The 17,570-nt window shown below is 71.6% G+C and carries 15 protein-coding genes; 5 read left to right on the top strand and 10 right to left on the bottom strand.

Annotation, left to right across the window (positions count from 1 at the left end):
* Window positions 1-75: 75 nt before the first annotated feature.
* Both QRX60_RS10275 and QRX60_RS10280 read left to right on the top strand, forming a co-directional pair.
* A complete protein-coding gene (locus tag QRX60_RS10275; protein ID WP_286000535.1) occupies window positions 76-690 on the top strand; it encodes a VC0807 family protein in 615 nt (204 codons plus the stop codon).
* 51 nt (window positions 691-741) lie between these two features.
* The gene (locus QRX60_RS10280) at window positions 742-1,362 is read left to right on the top strand and encodes a VC0807 family protein (protein ID WP_286000536.1); all 621 of its coding nucleotides are present in this window, start codon (window positions 742-744) and stop codon (window positions 1,360-1,362) included.
* Here the strand turns inward: QRX60_RS10280 and QRX60_RS10285 are convergent.
* From QRX60_RS10285 to glf, 5 genes are all read right to left on the bottom strand, one after another.
* Window positions 1,344-2,861 carry a hypothetical protein gene (locus QRX60_RS10285; RefSeq protein ID WP_286000537.1) on the bottom strand — a complete coding sequence of 506 codons (1,518 nt, stop codon included), beginning with the start codon at window positions 2,859-2,861 and terminating at the stop codon, window positions 1,344-1,346. The genes QRX60_RS10280 and QRX60_RS10285 overlap by 19 nt on opposite strands.
* A gap of 71 nt (window positions 2,862-2,932) precedes the next feature.
* Window positions 2,933-3,595 carry a hypothetical protein gene (locus QRX60_RS10290; RefSeq protein ID WP_286000538.1) on the bottom strand — a complete coding sequence of 221 codons (663 nt, stop codon included), beginning with the start codon at window positions 3,593-3,595 and terminating at the stop codon, window positions 2,933-2,935.
* Window positions 3,596-3,702: 107 nt separating this feature from the next.
* Complete coding sequence (locus tag QRX60_RS10295; RefSeq protein ID WP_286000539.1) at window positions 3,703-4,689, bottom strand: decaprenyl-phosphate phosphoribosyltransferase; 987 nt, start codon at window positions 4,687-4,689, stop codon at window positions 3,703-3,705.
* Window positions 4,686-5,204 carry a phosphatase PAP2 family protein gene (locus tag QRX60_RS10300; RefSeq protein ID WP_286000540.1) on the bottom strand — a complete coding sequence of 173 codons (519 nt, stop codon included), beginning with the start codon at window positions 5,202-5,204 and terminating at the stop codon, window positions 4,686-4,688. The genes QRX60_RS10295 and QRX60_RS10300 overlap by 4 nt, the downstream gene beginning before the upstream one ends.
* Window positions 5,197-6,420 carry a UDP-galactopyranose mutase gene (gene glf, locus QRX60_RS10305; RefSeq protein WP_286000541.1) on the bottom strand — a complete coding sequence of 408 codons (1,224 nt, stop codon included), beginning with the start codon at window positions 6,418-6,420 and terminating at the stop codon, window positions 5,197-5,199. Before glf ends, QRX60_RS10300 begins: the two co-directional genes overlap by 8 nt.
* 79 nt (window positions 6,421-6,499) lie before the next feature.
* Here glf and QRX60_RS10310 point away from each other — a divergent pair, with 79 nt between their 5' ends.
* Window positions 6,500-8,509, top strand: a complete 2,010-nt coding sequence (locus QRX60_RS10310; protein WP_286000542.1) for a DUF6541 family protein — start codon at window positions 6,500-6,502, stop codon at window positions 8,507-8,509.
* Between the two features lie 147 nt (window positions 8,510-8,656).
* On the opposite strand, the gene QRX60_RS10315 is transcribed toward QRX60_RS10310, so the two are convergent.
* A complete protein-coding gene (locus QRX60_RS10315) occupies window positions 8,657-9,553 on the bottom strand; it encodes an LLM class flavin-dependent oxidoreductase (protein WP_286000543.1) in 897 nt (298 codons plus the stop codon).
* A gap of 145 nt (window positions 9,554-9,698) precedes the next feature.
* Between QRX60_RS10315 and QRX60_RS10320 the strand changes: the two genes are divergently transcribed.
* Window positions 9,699-10,496 carry an HAD family hydrolase gene (locus tag QRX60_RS10320; protein WP_286003551.1) on the top strand — a complete coding sequence of 266 codons (798 nt, stop codon included), beginning with the start codon at window positions 9,699-9,701 and terminating at the stop codon, window positions 10,494-10,496.
* Here the strand turns inward: QRX60_RS10320 and QRX60_RS10325 are convergent.
* The 3 genes from QRX60_RS10325 to QRX60_RS10335 form a co-directional block, all read right to left on the bottom strand.
* A complete protein-coding gene (locus QRX60_RS10325) occupies window positions 10,493-11,221 on the bottom strand; it encodes a lysophospholipid acyltransferase family protein (protein WP_286000544.1) in 729 nt (242 codons plus the stop codon). The genes QRX60_RS10320 and QRX60_RS10325 overlap by 4 nt on opposite strands.
* 70 nt (window positions 11,222-11,291) lie before the next feature.
* On the bottom strand, window positions 11,292-12,728 hold the full coding sequence (gene wsfD, locus QRX60_RS10330; protein WP_286000545.1) for a glycan biosynthesis hexose transferase WsfD: 1,437 nt from the start codon (window positions 12,726-12,728) through the stop codon (window positions 11,292-11,294).
* Entirely contained in the window at window positions 12,725-14,374 is a 1,650-nt protein-coding gene (locus QRX60_RS10335) for a hypothetical protein (RefSeq protein WP_286000546.1), read from the bottom strand. Before QRX60_RS10335 ends, wsfD begins: the two co-directional genes overlap by 4 nt.
* A gap of 163 nt (window positions 14,375-14,537) precedes the next feature.
* Between QRX60_RS10335 and QRX60_RS10340 the strand changes: the two genes are divergently transcribed.
* The gene (locus tag QRX60_RS10340; RefSeq protein WP_286000547.1) at window positions 14,538-16,424 is read left to right on the top strand and encodes a DUF6541 family protein; all 1,887 of its coding nucleotides are present in this window, start codon (window positions 14,538-14,540) and stop codon (window positions 16,422-16,424) included.
* Between the two features lie 158 nt (window positions 16,425-16,582).
* Here QRX60_RS10340 and QRX60_RS10345 read toward each other — a convergent pair whose 3' ends face one another.
* A complete protein-coding gene (locus QRX60_RS10345) occupies window positions 16,583-17,560 on the bottom strand; it encodes a lysylphosphatidylglycerol synthase transmembrane domain-containing protein (RefSeq protein WP_286000548.1) in 978 nt (325 codons plus the stop codon).
* Window positions 17,561-17,570 lie beyond the last annotated feature (10 nt).

A 17,570-nucleotide genomic window follows, 5' to 3' on the forward strand; every position in this document is an offset into this window, starting at 1 on the left:
GGTTGACCCGGAGATCCATCCGGGCCCGGCCCGCACGCCGATGTGCCGCGGTGGTCGTCGCAACAAACTGTCATCATGACGACTACGACGAGCGACCGCGGTGGGCTCACGATGCTGCTCCGCGACGTCGCGCTCCCGATGGCCCTGTACTACGTCCTGCGCTCCTTCGACGTCGACGCGCTCTGGGCGCTGCTGGTCAGCGCCGTGCCGCCGGTGCTGCGGACCGGGTACGTCCTGGCCCGGCACCGGCGGATCGACCCGCTGAGCGCGTTCGTGCTGGCCGTGCTGCTGATCAACGGCGCGGTGGCGGTGTTCTCCGGTGATCCCCGGCTGCTGCTGGTCCGCAGCGCCTGGATCACGCTGCCGCTCGGCGTGGCGATGCTGGGGAGCCTGCTCGTCGGCCGGCGGCCGCTCCTGTTCCGGGCGGCGTGCACCCTTCAGCCCGCTCGCGCCCGTGAGCTCGACCAGCTGTGGGGCCTCTCCCCCGCGTTCCGGCAGCGGTGGCGCACGGCAACCCTGGGGTGGGGCGCCGGGTGCGTGCTGCTGGCCTGCGCCGTCGTCGTGATGGCGTTCACGCTGCCGGTCGACGTCGTGCCGTTCCTCGAGACCGCGCTGACCGTCGGGAGCGCGGTGCTCGGCGTGAAGATCACGCGGCAGCGGATGGGCATCAACCGGACGGTGGATGCGTAAGAGCCGGCTCGACGATGGTCCCGGCCGCGTCGGTCGTCCATGCTCGGGGACATGCTCGGCACGCTGCTCTGCGACATCGCCGCCCCGGCCGGCGGCTACTACCTGCTGCGGGCGTTCGACGTGGCGCCGGTCTGGGCGCTGACGCTGAGCGGCCTGCCGCCGGCGCTGCGCGTGCTGTACCTGGCGGCGCGGCACCGGCGGGTCGACGGCATGGGTGTGTTCGTGCTGGCCATAGTGGCGATCGGGCTCGCGACGTCGCTGCTGACCGGCGACGCACGGCTGCAGCTGGTGCGCGGCGCGTGGTTCAGCGTCCTGATCGGGGTGTGGATGCTGGCGAGCCTGCGCATCGGCCGCCGCCCGACGACCTACCAGGCGACGCTCGCGCTGCTACCAGGCCGCGCTTCGACGCTGGAGGCCCGCTGGGCGGACACGCCGTCGTTCCGGCGGGTCTGGCGGGTGCTGACGGTCGTGTGGGGCGTCGGCGGGCTCGTGCACAGCGCGGGAAGCATCGCGATGGCGTACACGCTGCCGGTGGACGTCGTGCCGGGGCTCGACACGGCGCTGTCGATCGGCAGCTTCGTGGTGCTGCAAGTGATCACGCAGGTGCTGCTGGCCCGCGAGGGGACGATGAACCGGATGTTCCGCGGCCGTGCTCAGCTGCCGGCCGCGTGAGCCGGCAGCAGGTAGAGGTTCTGGGGGCCCATCCACGGGGAGTCGATCCGCCAGCTCGCCAGCGCCGTCGGGGGCGGCGTCCGGCGGGTCGTCGCCAGGATCAGGTCGGGGCTGATCGGGGCCACGCTGTGGTCGAAGTTGTGGAAGTTGGCCTCCAGCAGCGCACGGCCGAGGTCGCCGCTGCGGCGTTTCGTCTCCGCGATCGCCGGGTCGACCGCGCCGCGGTCGGAGAACTCGTCCACCAGCTCGCAGTCGCACGCGTAGGCGAGCGCGCCGACCTCGCCCGCCGTCTCCACCGTGCGGCCGTGGGCGATCGACGCCAGTTCCTGGCCGATCTCGCGGTACTCCGTCGTCGAGGCGTGGTTGCTCGTGATCGGCGCGAACTGGCGCGGGAGGCCCGGCAGCGCGTACACCGCGACGCTCGCCGCGAGGACACCGCCGGCCAGCGTCCACGTTCCGCGGCGCACGCGTTCCGGCACCGCGCACGCGCACGCCGCCAGGAAGATCGTCGCGCCGATGATGCTCGGCGCGTAGTACCAGTGGTACGGCGGCACGCCGAGGCGGCTGTACGCCAGGTAGTGCAGGGCGCCCGCGACGGCCAGCGCCGCGGACGGCGTCAGGCGGCGGGCGATCTCGGAACCGCGGCGGTACTGGACGATCCAGACCACGCCCACCAGGCCCGCGAGCGGCAGCGGCAGGAACGACAGCGCGGCCTCGGCCGGGAAGTTGCGCCAGTACAGGAGCGGGCCGTTCGTGAAGCTGAACGGTCCCCACGACTGCTGGCTGATCTTGATGACCAGCGTGTCCGGCACGGCCGAGCCGAGCACGATCCAGCTGAACCCGAACCACGGCAGCGTGACCGCCAGGGCGGCGAAGGCCGTGCGCCAAATACCGGTCCAGAACTCGCGGCGGGCCGCGAACAGCACTGCCGCGATGAGCAGCAGGTCGATCCGGACGAGGGCGAGCAGCCCGATCAGGACGCCGAGCCGGCCCGCCTTGCGCTCCCCCGCGTAGACCAGCGTCCAGACGACGCCGGTGGCGCCGAGCGCGACCTCCAGCCCGACCGACGACAGCAGCAGCGGGTTGACCAGCAGCAACGCGAACGTCACCGGCGCGAACGCCGCCGGCAGCCCGGTGCGCTCGCCCAGCCGGCGCAGGCCGAGGACGAGCAGCACCTGCACGGCGACGAACACGATCCCGGCCGCCAGCACGGCGTCGCGGACGACGAACGTGACCGCGGCCAGGGCCAGGACGTTCAGCGGGGACGTCGCGGTGTTCGCCGTCCCCTGCTCGATCAGGCCCCAGTGGGCGTGGAAGGCGAGGTTCTTCGCGTAGGACAGCGTGATGTACGTGTCATCGATGAGATGGCTGCTGACCAGGGCGAACACCAGGGCGGAGGCCGCCGCTGCCCCCGCCGGCAACGCCCACGAGCGGGCAAAGGGCACGGCCGCCGACAGCGCGGTGGCGGCCTTGGGGAGTTCTGCGGAGGCGCTTCGCATCCCGGACACCGTACCTCGCCCGTGATGCTTCTGTGATCTGAGCGAGGTACGGGTGGCTCAGACCACAGCGATCAGATGCCGTTCCCGGAGCCGGAATTGCCCGAGTTGCCGGAGTTCCCGCCACCCCCGCCCGGGAAGCCGCGGCCGTCGAAGCCCTGCTTGCCGTTGGGGCCGTCGTACTGGCGGTGGATGCCGGGCCGGCCGTCGCGAGGACCGTGGCTGGTCGCGGCGGCGATCCCGCCGACGACGCCGCCGCCGATCAGCAGGCCGAGGACGCCGACGCCGACGAGCTGGGTCGCGCGGTTCCCGACGAACCGCCGGAAGCCGCCGGGCTGCCGTGGGGCGGCCTGGGGAGGGCCCCAGGCGCCGTAGGCCGGGCCGGGACCGGGCTGGGAGAGCTGGGGCGTGGGCGGGGCCTGAGCCGCGCTCGCGGCGGACGGCGGAGCCTGCCCCTGCGCGGCGGGTGGCGGCTGCTGCCCGTGGACGGCGGTCTGGTCGGCCGCCGGCAGGGCGGCCCCGGCTGCGGGGCTCTGCGCGGTGGCTGGTTCGCCCGGTGCGGCGGGGGTGGCCGGTGCTTGCGCGGGGGGCTGGTCGGCCGCGGCGGGCGTCGCCGGTGCCTGGGCGGCCGGCTGCTGCGTGGTCGGCTGGTCGGCCGCGGCGTGGGCCGTGGGCTGTTCGACGGTCGGGTGGTCGGCCCCCTCCGGGGCCTTCTCCTCGCGCGGCTGGTCGTTCATCGTGGCTCCTGTGGTCACGGGAGCGAGCGCAGTGCCCGCCCCCACCACCTCAGCGTGCGCCCCTCAGCTGTGCATCACCTGAAACCAACCTGTCGATCCGCCATGAGTCACAGGTAGAAGGACAGGAACAGCGTGACCACCCAGGTCGCGCCGAGCACCTGCAGCACGCGGTCCTTGAGCGCGATCTCCTCGGGCTCGCCCGCGATGCCGCCGTCGACGTCGACCGCGTAGCGGAGCACCGCCACCACGAACGGCACCATCGAGATGAGCGCCCACACCGAGTTGTGCTCGGTCTGGCGGATCTCGAACGCCCACAGGCAGTACGACATGATCAGGATCGCCGCCGACGTCGCCCAGACGAACCGCAGGTAGCTGGCCGAATACTTCTTCAGCGAGGAGCGGATCTTCGCGCCGGTGCGCTCGAAGAGCATGATCTCCGCGTAGCGCTTGCCGGCGACCATGAACAGCGAGCCGAACGCCGTGACCAGCAGGAACCACTGCGAAAGCGCGATGCCGCCCGCGACACCGCCGGCGATCGAGCGCATCAGGAAGCCCGAGCCGACGATGGCCAGGTCGACCACCGGCTGGTGCTTCAGGCCGAAGCAGTAGCCGAGCTGGACGGCTTCGTAGACCCCCAGCACCACGGCGAGCTGCCAGCTCGCCGCGAACGACACGCCGAGGCCGGCCAGGAAGAACACGACCGCGGCCCCGTACGCGACGGGGACCGGCACGATGCCGGCCGCGATCGGCCGGTTCCGCTTGGTCGGGTGGGCCCGGTCGGCCTCGACGTCGATGGCGTCGTTGATGAGGTAGACCGAGCTCGCCACCAGCGAGAACGCCACGAAGGCGACGATCGCGTCGAGCAGGAGGCCCGTGCGGTCGGTCGACTTCGAGAAGGCGAAGAACGGGGCCGCGAAGACCAGCACGTTCTTGACCCACTGGCGCGGCCGCGCCGTCTTGATGACGCCGCCGGCCAGGCCGAACCGCCCGCGGGCGGCGGTCGCCGTGGCCGACTCCGCCGTCACCGGGGTCTCCGGTGCCTCAGGAGTCACGGCCGCTTCGTCGCTGTTGCGCTGCTCGGTCGTCTCGCTCATGGCTTCTTCTTCAGCTTCCGTCGTATCAGACCACCGACGAGCCCCCCGAGGGCCGCACCGGCCAGGACGTCTGTCGGATAGTGAACGCCGAGCACGAGCCGCGAGGCGAGCATCGGCGGTACCAGGGCGGGCACCAGGTTACGCCCGGTCAATCCGGAGTAGAGCACCGCCGCCGCCGTCGTGGACGTCGCGTGCGACGACGGGAAGCTCAGCTTGCTCGGGGTGCCGACCAGTACCTCGACGCTCGGGTGGTCCGGCCGGGGCCGCCTGACCACGCGTTTCACCGCGATCGAGGCCGCGTGCGCGCCGACGACGCCGGCCGACGCGACCAGCCAGTCCTTGCGCCGCTTCTTGTCGACCGCGGCGCCGATCAGGCCGAGGCTGAACCAGCCGATCGCGTGCTCGCCGAAGTGCGACATGCCGCGCGCGGCTTTCACCGAAACGTCACTCTTCAGAAAGCCCTGCGCCTTCGAAAGGACGGCGACCTCGCCCGTCGGGGTGCCCTTCTCAAGCATCGAGGGACCCGTCGAGCGGCGCGCCGTCGGTCAGGTGCGGGGCGATCTTGTTGTCGAACGCCGACAGCGCCGACCCGATGGCCATGTGCATGTCGAGGTACTTGTAGGTGCCGAGACGGCCGCCGAACAGCACGTTCCTCTCGCGCGCCTCGGTCTTGGCCAGCTCGCGGTAGGCCTCGAGCTTCTCGCGGTTCTCCGGGGTGTTGATCGGGTAGTACGGCTCGTCTTCCTCGGTCGCGAAGCGGGAGTACTCGCGGAAGATGACCGTCTTGTCCTTCGGGTAGTCCCGCTCCGGGTGGAAGTGGCGGAACTCGATGATCCGGGTGTAGGGCACTTCCTGGTCGTTGTAGTTGACGACCGAGGTGCCCTGGAAGTCACCGGTCTCGGCGACCTCGGACTCGAAGTCGACGGTGCGCCAGGTGAACCGGCCCGCCGAGTAGCCGAAGTAGCGGTCCAGCGGCCCGGTGTAGACGGTCGGGGTGCCCGCCGGGATGTGCTCGCGGACGTCGAAGTAGTCGACGTTCAGCCGGATCTCGATGTTCTCGTGCTCGGCCATCTTCTCGAGCCACGCGGTGTACCCGTTGACGGGCAGGCCCTCGTAGGTGTCGTTGAAGTACCGGTTGTCGAAGTTGTAGCGGACCGGCAGGCGGGTGATGATGTTCTCGCCCAGGTTCTTGGGGTCGTTCTCCCACTGCTTCGCCGTGTAACCGCGGATGAACGCCTCGTAGAGGGGACGGCCGACCAGCGAGATCGCCTTCTCCTCGAGGTTCTGCGCGTTGGCGGTCTCGAACTCGGACGACTGCTTGGCGATCAGCTCGCGAGCCTCGTCCGGCGTGTGCGACTTGCCGAAGAACTGGTTGATCAGGCCCAGGTTCATCGGGAACGAGTAGACCTGGTCCTTGACCCGCGCGAACACGCGGTGCTGGTAGTTCGTGAACTCGGTGAACCGGTTCACGTACTCCCAGACGCGCTTGTTCGACGTGTGGAACAGGTGCGCGCCGTACTTGTGCACCTCGATCCCGGTCTCGGGCTCGGCCTCGGAGTAGGCGTTGCCGCCGATGTGGCTACGCCGTTCGAGGACGAGGACCTTCTTGCCCAGCTCGGCCGCAGCCCGTTCGGCGACGGTCAGGCCGAAGAAACCGGACCCGACGACGACGAGGTCGTAACCTGCGAAATCGTCTTCAGTAATCTGTGCGGGGTTCGTGTGCGCGCTCACGGGCGTCGAGGGTACGCAGTCCGGTAACCCGGGCCGCACCCGACTATCACATTTCGGCCTACGACACACCTGGAAAGCAGTGCCTGCACCCGAGGACTTCTGGAGCTACTTCGCCGCGGTGGCCACTTATCTGGCCGTACTGGCGGTGCCCGGCGGCGTCGTCGGATGGGCCGCCGGCGTCCGCGGCTGGGCTCTGGCCGGGCTCGCGCCGCTGCTGAGCTACGCCATCGCCGGCCTGGCCGGCCCGTGGCTGGCGATCGCGCACGTGCCGTACGGGCCGCCGAGCGTCGCCGCCTGCACCCTGCTGCTCGCCGCCGTGCTCCACGGTCTCCGCCGGCTCTCGATCGCGCGCGGCTGGATGACACCGGGAGCCGAAGAGCCGCCGCAGCCGTGGACGCGCCGCGCGCACCTGGCCGTGGTCGCCTGCGTGGCGATCGCCACGGCCGTGTCGATCGCCGTGGTGGTCACCGGCCGCGGCGGGACGACCGCGGTGTTCCAGCGCTGGGACACCGTCTTCCACGCGAACGGCATCCGCTACATCGCCGAGACCGGCGACGGCTCCCTGACCGGCATGGGCACCATCAACTGGTACCCCGACGGGTCCTTCTACCCGAACGCGTACCACCTGGTCGGCGCCCTGGTCTACCAGCTGTCGGGGACGTCGGTGCCGGTCACGCTCAACGCCGTCACGATGCCGATCGCCGGGCTGTTCGCGCTGGCCATGGTCGCGCTGGTGCGCCAGCTCGGCGGCCGCGCGGTGTTCGCCGGCAGCGCGGCGCTGGTCGCGGGCGGCGCGACGACCGGGGCGTACGAGTCGGTGTCGAGCGGGCTGCTGCCGTTCGCGCTCGGCATCGTGCTGACGCCGCTGGCGGTGGTCGCGCTGCAGCGGTTCGTCGTGCGGCCCGGCGTCGACACGGGCGCGGTGCTGGCGCTGAGCGCCACCGGCCTGCTCGCCGCGCACTCGAGCGCGCTGTTCGGGGCGATCCTGTTCGCGTTCCCGGTCGTGGTGCAGCGCTGGTACCGGGCACTGCGGGGCAAGCACCTCGACGGCGTCGCGCCGGAAAAAGCGGCCTGGCGGGTCGTCGGCGGTGACGTCCTGCGGATGCTGCCGGTGATGGTGGCGGCCGGGCTGATGGCCGCGCCGATGATCCTCGGCGCGATCTCCTTCACGTCCGGGTCGTACCCGTACCACGCGTGGGGCTCGCACATGCCGCTGTGGAAGGCCCTGGCGATGCTGGCGACGTTCAAGCAGGTGCTGCCGGTGCCGCAGATCTGGCTGACGGTGTTCCTGGCCCTCGGCGTGTTCACGCTGGTGCGGCTGCGGCGGATGCGCTGGGTGGTGCTCTCGGCGATCGCGCTGTCCGCGCTGTTCGTCGTGGTCGCGTGCTTCGGCGGCGAAGACTGGGTGATCAGCCTGTCGCGCCCCTGGTGGAACGACCGGTTCCGGCTGATGGCGCTGGCGGCGATCCCGATGTGCCTGCTCGCCGCGCACGGGATGAGCGAGACCCAGCAGTGGCTGGCGAAGGTCGCGAGCGGGCGCGCCTGGGTGCGCGCGCGGCCGTGGCTGACCGGCCGGGTCGGGCTGGCGACGGCGGTGCTGCTGGTCGTGGCGATGGGCGTGCTGACCGGCGGGTTCTACCGCGCGGCCAACGCCAAGACGGTGTCGCTGCTGTACTACAACGGCCTCCCCGGCGAGACGGTCCCGCCGGTCAGCCAGGACGAGATCGACGCGATGGACCACCTCGGCACGCTGGGGATCCCCGCCGACCAGAAGGTGCTCAACGACCGCATGGACGGCACGGCGTGGATGTACGCGCTGACCGGCGTGCACCCGGTGGCCGGCCACTACGACGCGGGCATCGCGCCCCCGGACTCGCTCTACCTGGCGATGCACTTCGGCGACTACGACAGCGACCCGCAGGTCCGCGCCGCGACGCAGCGGCTGAACATCCACTACGTGCTGGTCGGCAGCGGCACGATCCGCCGCGACACCCCGATCGCGCCCGGCCTGCGGCACCTGGACGGGCACGACTTCGTGCGCGAGGTCTACCGGAACCCGGGCGCCGTGATCTACCGGATCGTGAAGTAGCCCGGCGTGACGAAGCCCTCGTGGCCGCGGCGCCCCGTGCCGCGGCCACGAGGGCCCTCCGTCCCCCAACCACCCCCGGGGTGATCTCTGGCGTCTGCAGTGAAGGACGCCCGAGGGACGGCAATCGGTTTCCCGGCTACGCGGATGTCACCCGTTCGGACCAGCGTGGAGCTCCGGCAGGACGTCGCTCGCCACCTGCTCCAGCACGGCTTCGCGGCCTTCGTACGGTGACGACGAGCGCGGCCAGTGCGCGATGACGTCGGTGAAGCCCAGCTCCCCCGCGCGGCCGGCCGCGTCCCGGAACGCCTCGACGCTGCTCAGCGAGAAGACCGGCGACGCGTCCAGGCTCAGGTGCCGCTGGATGCCGGCCCGCTCGCGGCCTGCCGCGTCCAGCCGCTGGTCGAAGAGCTCGGTGAGCTGCTTGATGCCGCCCCACCACTCGTCCTCGGTCTTGCCGCCCCGGCCCGTGGTGACCCAGCCCGCGCCGAAGCGCGCCGCGAGGGTCATCGTGCGGGGGCCGTTCGCCGCGACCACGAACGGCAGCCGCGGCCGCTGGACGGTGCCCGGCAGGTTGCGGGCCTCGCGGGCCCGGTAGTACTCGCCGTCGAAGTCGAACTTGTCGGTCATGAGCAGCCCGTCGAGCGCCTCGACGAACTCGGTGAACCGGTCGGCGCGCTGCTTCGCCGTCAGCTCCGGCGCGCCGAGGACCGCGCCGTCGTAGTGCAGGTGGTCTACGCCCGCGCCGACGCCCAGGACGAACCGGCCGTCCGAGACGTCGTCGAGGGTGGTCAGCTCCCGCATGAACGGCACCGGGTGCCGGGCGACCGGGGACGCCACGAACGTGCCCAGCCGGATGCGCGACGTCACCATCGCCGCGGCGGTCAGGGTCGGGATCGCGGAGAACCACGGCCCGTCGACCAGGGTGCGCCAGCCCAGGTGGTCGTACGTCCAGGCGTGGTCGAAGCCGTACTCCTCGGCGGCCCGCCACTTCGGCTCGGCCGCCCACCAACGATCTTCCGGAAGAATCACGATGCCTACTCGCACACTGCCGAACGTAACAGCGGAGCGCAGCTCCTCCGTTGAGGGTGGTGGTGGGGAGGAAGGCGGAGGGTCGGCACCGACATTCGCTCGGACGGGGACGAAGCCACCCGGACGGGTCAGGGACAATGGCCGGGTGGAGAGACCCCAGTTGATCGCGTCCGACGTCGACGGCACCCTGCTCGGCCCCTCCGAATCCCTCAGCGCCCGCACCATCGCGACCGTCGGCCGGGCGATCGAGGCGGGCGTGCCGTTCGTGCTGGCCAGCGGCCGGCCGCCGCGCTGGATCGCGCCCGTGGCCAAGCCCCTCGAGCTGACCGGGTACGCGGTGTGCGCGAACGGCGCCGTCCTGTACGACTGCGGGCGCGAGGAGGTCGTCGCGGTACACGGCCTGCTGAAGCCGGAACTGCTCCACGACATCGCGCACGCGCTCGACAAGGCGCTGCCCGGCTGCCGCCTGGCCGCCGAACGCGTCAGCACCGGCGCCGACCACGAAATGCGCAGCTTCGTGATCGAGCCGAACTACCACAACCCGTGGGGCGACGGCGAGGGCCGCACCGCGCCGCGCGCCGAGGTGCTCGGGCACCCGGCGATCAAGCTGCTGGTCAGCCACCGCGGGATGTCGTCCGAGGAGATGTCCGAGGCGGTCAACGCGCTCTTCGACCGCGACGTCGACGTCACCTACTCGTCGTCGGGCGGCCTGGTGGAGCTGTCCGCGCACGGCATCACCAAGGCGACCGGCCTCGCCGACGTCGCCGAGCGGCTGGGCGTCGGACGCGGGCAGGTGATCGCCTTCGGCGACATGCCGAACGACGTCGAGATGCTGCGCTGGGCCGGCCACGGGGTCGCGATGGAGGACGGGCACCGGGCGGTGCTCGCGGTGGCCGACGAGGTCACCGGCCCGGCCGGCGAAGACGGCGTCGCGCAGGTCCTCGAGCGCTGGTTCTAACGGCGGTCGAGCTCGGCCGCTTCGGCCGGGGTCGGCGCGGTCCCGCCCAGGTGGGCGGGCAGCCACCAGCGTTCTTCGTCGGACGCGGGCTGGTCCGGGTACTCGGCCTGGGCGCGGTCGACCAGCGCGCTCATCCGGACGCGCAGCTCCTTCGTCAGGACGTCCCAGTCGTCGCCCTTCGCCGGGTACATCGGCTCGCCGATGAGGATCGAGATCGGCACGTGCCGGCGGGTCAGGTCCTTCGGCCGGCCCTTCGTCCAGAGCCGTTGGGTGCCCCAGAGCGCCATCGGCACGACCGGGACGTCCGCCGCCGCGGCCATCCGGACGGCGCCCGACTTGATCTCCTTGACGGTGAACGACCGGCTGATGGTGGCTTCGGGGAAGACGCCGACGACCTCGCCGTCCTTCAGCTTTTCGAGGGCCGCGCGGTAGGAGGCCAGGCCGGCGGAGCGGTCCACGGAGATGTGGTGCATCCCGCGCATCAACGGCCCGGCGATCTTGTTGTCGAAGATCTCCTTCTTCGCCATGAACCGCGTCAGCCGCTTGGCCGGGCGCGCTCCGAGGCCGCAGAAGATGAAGTCGAGGTAGCTCACGTGGTTGCACGCGATGACCGCACCGCCGTGGCGCGGGATGTGCTCCGCGCCCTCGATCGTGATGCGGTTGTCCAGTACCCGGAACATCGTCCGGGCCGCCGCGATCACGGGCGGGTACACCAGGTCAGCCATCGTTCCAGGTTACGGGACCGTAGGTTCTTGGCGGCCGTTCAAGCGGGGAAGAACACAAACCGGGCGAACCTCACACAGCCTGCACGTCCTCGCGCCGCCGGACCGGGATCGCCAGCACGAGGGCCAGCAGGATGGTGAACAGCGCGACGGACTGGTGCTTGATGCCCTCGATGCCGTCGCCCAGGGCCGCGGCGCCGAACTGCGTCAGGGACACCGCGAGCAGGAAAGCCAGCACGACGCCCAGCGCGCCGCGCCGCTGCATCCAGGCCCGGACCAGCACGAACAGCCAGATCGGCACCAGCGCGAACAGGCCGAGCGGGGCGATCAGGCCGGTCAGCCACGACACCACCGGCACCCGGTGTTCCTGCGCGTGCGGCGCGAAGCCCGCGCTCTGGTCGAAGCTGCCCAGGTAGCCGGGCCGGGCGGTGAGCTGGTCGGTCGCGGCCCGGTTCAGCACTTCCAGGGTCCGGCCGGGGTGGCTCGCGAAGTACGCGACGACGTTCCGGCGGCTCATCTGCCCGCGGTAGCTCGGGTAGAGCGGGTCCGTGGTCGCCGGGTGCGGGTGCCACCAGCCGTTGCCCGCGTACTGGGCGAACGACGGCGGCAGCCCGAGCGCGGCCAGGTCGGCCTGGGTGTCGTGGTGCCCGTCGACGATGTTCAGGAAGATCGAGTTGAAGACGTTGACCTCGCGCGAGTCGTCCCCCGGCCGCTCGGCGAGCGTGCCGTCGGGCGCGACGGCCGGCTCGACGCTCTGCTGCGCGTAGAGCGTCACGGCGCCGAGTGCGCCGACGACCAGCACCGCTGCCGCCCACCGCTTCGGCCCGCGCAGCGTGCCCGGCCGGACGAGGAGCACCGCGAGCGCGAGGATCGGCAGGATCGTCAGCGTCTGGACCTTGGCGTTGACCGCCAGGACGCCCCCGATGAGCGTCACCGCCATGCCCGCGTAGCTCCACCAGCCCTCGCGCGCGATCAGCAGCAGGCCGCCGACGACCAGCAGCAGGCCGAGGAAGGCCGCGCCCTCGCCGAGCACCGCGGCGAAGTAGCCGAAGAACGCCGAGTCGGCGACGACCAGCAGCAGCCCGGCCGCCACGGCCAGCCGGGTGCGGAAGGAGTACGGCAGGCCGAGCACGATCGCGGCGATCGCCGCCGCGGCGACGAGGCTGCTGAGCAGGCCCAGCACGACCAGGCTGAGCGTCCCGGGCAGCCCGATCAGCCTGCCGATCCCGACGGCGAGGTCCGCGAGCCAGCTCTGCGTGAGCAGGTAGGTCGGCCGGCACGGCGGCGCGCCGGGCGCCGGCGTGTAGGCGAGGTGGACGAACGCCTCCGGCGGGCCCTTCCAGGTGATCCCGGCGCCGCACAGCACGCGGCCGCCGTCGCCGTTGTTGGACATCGCGACCGGGCGCGGCACCAGGAACCGCAGCACGAACAGCGCGAACGACGTCCCGAAGACCCCGATCCCGAGCTTCGCTTCGGCGCCGAGCCGGCGTTTCCGAACCTCGAGCTTCACGAAGGACAGGGTACGTAGCGGAAGTCCGGGCCCTTGTCGAGGTCCGTGACCACGGACTTCGCCTGCTCCGCGCGCGGGTACACGGAGACCCAGTAGGGCGTGCCGACGCGGCGGAACGTGGCGACCTCGTACTTGCCCGCGTAGACCGGGTCGATCGCGCAGTGCTGGCGGTCGGCGTAGCCGCCGTCGGCGGGCACGGCGACGGTCGGGCGGCGGCCGTTGACGACGTAGTCGTAGTCGGTCGCGACGCCGCCGTCGTGCTGCCCCTCGCGGGCGATGTGGTCGTCGGTGCGGCCGAGGACGTCGATGATGAGCAGCTGCCCGCTGCGGGCCGCGAGCGCGCCGGGCACGGCGGCGCTGACGACCGACCCGGGCGGCAGGTACCGGCCCAGCCAGCCGCCGATTTCGGTCAGTTCGGTGCCGTGCGCGCGCCAGTCGCGCACGCGGTCGAGCATCTCGGGGCTGAACACCGAGACGAGCACCGCGATGCCGGCGAGCCCGCAGGCGGTCACCGGGACGAGCCGCGTCGCGGCCGGCCACGCCCTCGGCCGCGGCGACGGCTTCGCCTCGATGTCGACGGTGAGGACGCCGTACGCACTGACGGCCGCCACGGCGATCAGCGGCGGAACCGGGGCCAGCAGCCGCCACGACGGACCGGGGTCGCCGCCGATCAGCACCGCGGCCGCGGCGAGCCCGGCGGCTGTCGCGAACAGCAGCCAGATCAGGGCCCGGGCCTCGACGGCTTCGGTGCGGCGCAGCAGGAGCGCGACCGCCGCGACCAGCCCGAGCAGCAGGAACCCCTGGTGCGCCAAGGCGAACCCGGACAGGTACGGCCAGCCGGCGGCGACCTGCGAGCCGAGCGGCCCGCCGAACTTCGCGGCCAGCGGCGCGGGGAGGAAGTGCTGGTAGAACGTCGCGCGCCAGGCCAGCCGCGGGATCAGGAACACCAGCGCGCCGAGCACGTACCCCGCCGGCGCCCACCAGCTGTGCTTCTTCTTCAGCGCGGCGCCGGCCAGCCAGAGGCCGCCCAGCACGGCGACGACCAGCCCCTCCGGGCTCGTCATGACGGCGAACGAGACGAGCACCCCGGCGACCACCGGGCGGCGGGCCGCGAGCGAGTAGCAGACGGCGAGGAGCAGCAGCGCGAACAGCGGGGTCTCGGAGCCGGACGGCCCGTAGACCGCGAGGCCGCCGGCGCTCGCGGTCAGCACCGCGGCGGCGACGCCGATCGCCGGCCGCGGCTCGGCGTCGGCTCCCGCGACGATCCGGTTCACCAGGAGGTAGGACAGGAGCACGCACCCGAGCGCGGCGACGACGCCGAACACGACGGCGGCGGTCTGCACGTCGGCACCGAACGCGGCCCGCGGCAGGGCGATCAGCACCAGCCAGAGGAAGTTCGTGTAACCCTCGACGCGCTCACCGGGGTTGAAGACCGGGCCGTTTCCGTCGGCGATGTTCTGCGCGTAGCGGAACGACACGAGCGCGTCCTCGGTGACGGTCGCGAACAGCAGCTGGTGCAGCAGGGAAAGGCCGAGGGTGAGCGTGAGGACGAAGGCACGCCAGCCACGATCGGTGTCGAGCCGGCCCCAGGTCAGCACCACGATCGCGGCGAGGACCAGCCACGCCACCACGACCGCGTAGACCACCCGGCCCCCTCGTGAAGACAGCTCCGCCCGGCGTCAGTCAAGCAGGGAAACGCACTGGTCAATATAACCCGTTCGGGTATCGCGAAGAGACATTCGCGATTCGTCCCGATCGGACTGCTCACCCCGGAGCACCGCACTGATCGTTGTCGGCTTAGTCTCCACCGTGCTCTCCGTCTGCGTTGCCATTGTCGTCATCGCCGTCCCGGGCCTCCTGACGGGACTCGCCGCGGGATTACGCGGCTGGGCCCTGGCCGGATTGGCCCCGTTGCTCAGCTACGCCATCGGCGGCCTGACCGGGCCGTGGACGGCGGCGGTCGGCTGGTCGTTCACGCCGGTGACCTACGCCGTTTCGACCGTCGTGTTCGCCGCGATCGCTTACGGTGTCCGGAAACTGACGGTCCGGCGTTGGGCACCCGAGCCGGAACCCGGGCTGTGGGCGCGCCGCGGGCACATCGCCGTGGGCGCGTGCCTGCTGTTCGGGGCGGCGGTGGGCTTCTACGCGACGCTGCGCGGCCTGGGCCACATCGGCGCGCTGCCGCAGGGATTCGACGCGGTCTACCACGGGAACGCCGTCCGCTACATCGCCGACACCGGCGACGGCAGCCTGTTCGGCACGGGTCACGTGAACTGGTACGGCAACGCGGCGCCGGTGTTCTACCCCAATGCCTACCACCTGCTGGCGGCGACGACGTACCGCCTGAGCGGGGCGTCGATCCCGGCCACGCTGGACGCGAACACGCTGCTGCTGCCGGGTTTGCTGGCGTTGTCGCTGGTGACCCTGGTCCGCGAGTTCCGCGGGCGCGCGGTGCTGGCGGGTGCGGTGGCGCTGACGGCGGTGGCGCCGGTGGTGGGCGTGTACGAGTCGATGGACCGCGGGCCGCTGCTGCCCTTCGCACTGGGGGTCGCGCTGACGCCGCTGGCGGCGGTGGCCCTGCGGCGGTACCTGGAGCGCGTCGCGCCGGACACGGGATTCGTGCTGCTGCTGGCGGCGGTGGGCTTGCTGTGCATCCACTCGTCGACGTTGTTCGGCGGGATCCTGTTCGCCGGGCCGATGCTGGTGCAGCGCTGGCTTTCGGGATGGCGCCGGATCGGCCGCGACCTGCTGGCGCTGCTGCCGATCGCGGTGGCGTCACTCCTGGTGGCGTGGCTGCAGTTGTTCGGGGCACTGGGCCTGGCCACGGGCGACGTCCCGTACTACGGCTGGCCGAGCGAGTGGCGCGCGTCGACGGCGCTGGGGGCGCTGCTGGGGTTCCAGCACTACGAAGCGCATCCGCAGGTGTGGCTGTCGGTGGCGCTGTTCCTGGGGATCGTGTTCTTCGCGCGCGCGGGAGCGTTGCGCTGGATCGGATTGACGGCGGGGGTCACGGGCCTGGCGTACATGGCGGTGGCGTCGTCGAACGCCCCGATCGTGATGGCGTTGTCGCGCCCGTGGTGGGACGACCCGTACCGGTTCTTCTCGATGGCGGCGATCCCGCTGTGCGTGCTGGCCGCGCACGGCTTGGCCTCGACACAGGCCTGGCTACGCGACCACCTGCCGGCGCGCGTACCGGCGGTGGCGGTCGCGGTGGTGGTGCTGCTGGGTTTCGTGGCGCTTTCGAACGGCTTGTACTTCCGGTCGAACGGAGCCCGCGTGTACACGGGCTACCAGGCGGCGGACCCGTCGAAGCTGCGCGTGACGCCGGGCGAGCAGGCGGCGATGGAGGAGCTGGGCAAGCTGGCGGCCCCGGGCGAATGGGCGATGAACGACCGCTTCGACGGGACGGCTTGGACGTACGCGCTGTCGGGAGTCCGGACGGTGGCCGGGCATTTCGACGAGACGCTGCTGCCGAGGGATGCTCTGCTCCTCGCCGACCGGTTTCGCGATTACCGGACCGATCCCGAGGTCCGGGCCGCGGTTCAGCGGCTGAACATTCACTGGGTGATCCTGGGGAAGCCTTCCACCGAGCCGGGGAAGCCCTATCAGCCGGGGTTGGTCGGGTTGGCCGGCGAGCCGTTCTTGAAGGAGACCTGGCGCAATTCGGACGCGGTGATTTATCGGTTGCTGCCGTGAGCCGGTGATTCCCGGCAGGGCGGTGAGCGATACCAGCTGTGCACTAGGACCCAGGTTGTCCACATGTGCGTAACGCCTGTGGACAACCTGGGGGCAGACGGTGGACAACCCGCCCCGGTTCCGGGGCGGACCAGTGCGGAGCGCTGGAGACGGGCGGCTCAGGCGGGTGTGACCGCCGAGCGGGTCGAGCGCGCCGCCACCGCGGCCAGGCCCGCCGTCAGCAGGTCCGCCACCGTGAACATCACCCGGGACGCCACCGCGAACGCCGTCGCCTGGCCGACCGTCAGGCCGCTCGCCGTCAGGACCGCGACCTGGGCCACCTCCCGGACGCCCACACCGCTCGGGAGGATGAACGCGAACGTCCCCACCGTCATCGCCACGGCCATCGCGCCCACGCACAGGACGAAGCCGCTGAAGCCGGGGGTGCCCACCGAGTTCGCCAGGAGCCACAGGTGGATCCCCTGCAGGCACCACGCCACCGTCGAGGCGCCGAAGACCTTGCCCACCACGCGCCAGCCCAGGGGGTGGGCCAGTGGGGGACGCCGGAGGATCCGCAGCACCAGGGACGTGCCCCAGGTGAGGATCTTCGGGTGCAGCATCGCCAGGCCGACCGGGATCAGCACGAACAGCCAGAGCGCGCGGGGGCTGTGGCTGAACACCGCCGGCGCCGCCAGCAGCGACACCACCAGCGCCGACACCACGCCCACGCCCAGCTGGATCAGCGAGCCCGTGAAGATCCTGGCGCGCGCGAGACCCGCCTTGCGGCCCAGCTCCATCTGCAGCAGGTACGCCCAAACCGACCCCGGCACGTACTTGCCGAGCGAGCCGACCAGGCAGATCTGCGCTCCCCTGGCGTAGCCGATCGGCTTGCCCAGGTCGTCGACCATCACCTGCCAGCCCCAGGTCGACACCATGATCGCCGCGATCAGGGCCAGCAGGCTCAGCAGGGACGACTGCCACGCCACGTCGTGCAGGGTGTGCCAGAACTCGCCCCAGTTCGAGGCCAGCTGCTTCGCCGCGAAGCCGATGACCAGGAGGATCGCCAGCCATCTGACGACGTCGAGGATCCTCGCCTTGGTGGACTTCCGCTGCTTTCCGGCAGCCGGGAGCTCCTCCGGCGTTTCCACTGTCGTCATCGACGGTCTC

The organism is Amycolatopsis mongoliensis, from assembly GCF_030285665.1.
GTDB lineage: Bacteria > Actinomycetota > Actinomycetes > Mycobacteriales > Pseudonocardiaceae > Amycolatopsis > Amycolatopsis mongoliensis.

Excerpts from the sequence above, each read along its gene's own strand:
- QRX60_RS10275 (WP_286000535.1), top strand. The coding sequence starts at position 76 with ATGACGACTACGACGAGCGACCGCGGTGGGCTCACGATGCTGCTCCGC.
- QRX60_RS10280 (WP_286000536.1), top strand. The coding sequence starts at position 742 with ATGCTCGGCACGCTGCTCTGCGACATCGCCGCCCCGGCCGGCGGCTAC.
- QRX60_RS10285 (WP_286000537.1), bottom strand. The coding sequence starts at position 2,861 with ATGCGAAGCGCCTCCGCAGAACTCCCCAAGGCCGCCACCGCGCTGTCG.
- QRX60_RS10290 (WP_286000538.1), bottom strand. The coding sequence starts at position 3,595 with ATGAACGACCAGCCGCGCGAGGAGAAGGCCCCGGAGGGGGCCGACCAC.
- QRX60_RS10295 (WP_286000539.1), bottom strand. The coding sequence starts at position 4,689 with ATGAGCGAGACGACCGAGCAGCGCAACAGCGACGAAGCGGCCGTGACT.
- QRX60_RS10300 (WP_286000540.1), bottom strand. The coding sequence starts at position 5,204 with ATGCTTGAGAAGGGCACCCCGACGGGCGAGGTCGCCGTCCTTTCGAAG.
- QRX60_RS10325 (WP_286000544.1), bottom strand. The coding sequence starts at position 11,221 with ATGGCTGACCTGGTGTACCCGCCCGTGATCGCGGCGGCCCGGACGATG.
- QRX60_RS10345 (WP_286000548.1), bottom strand. The coding sequence starts at position 17,560 with ATGACGACAGTGGAAACGCCGGAGGAGCTCCCGGCTGCCGGAAAGCAG.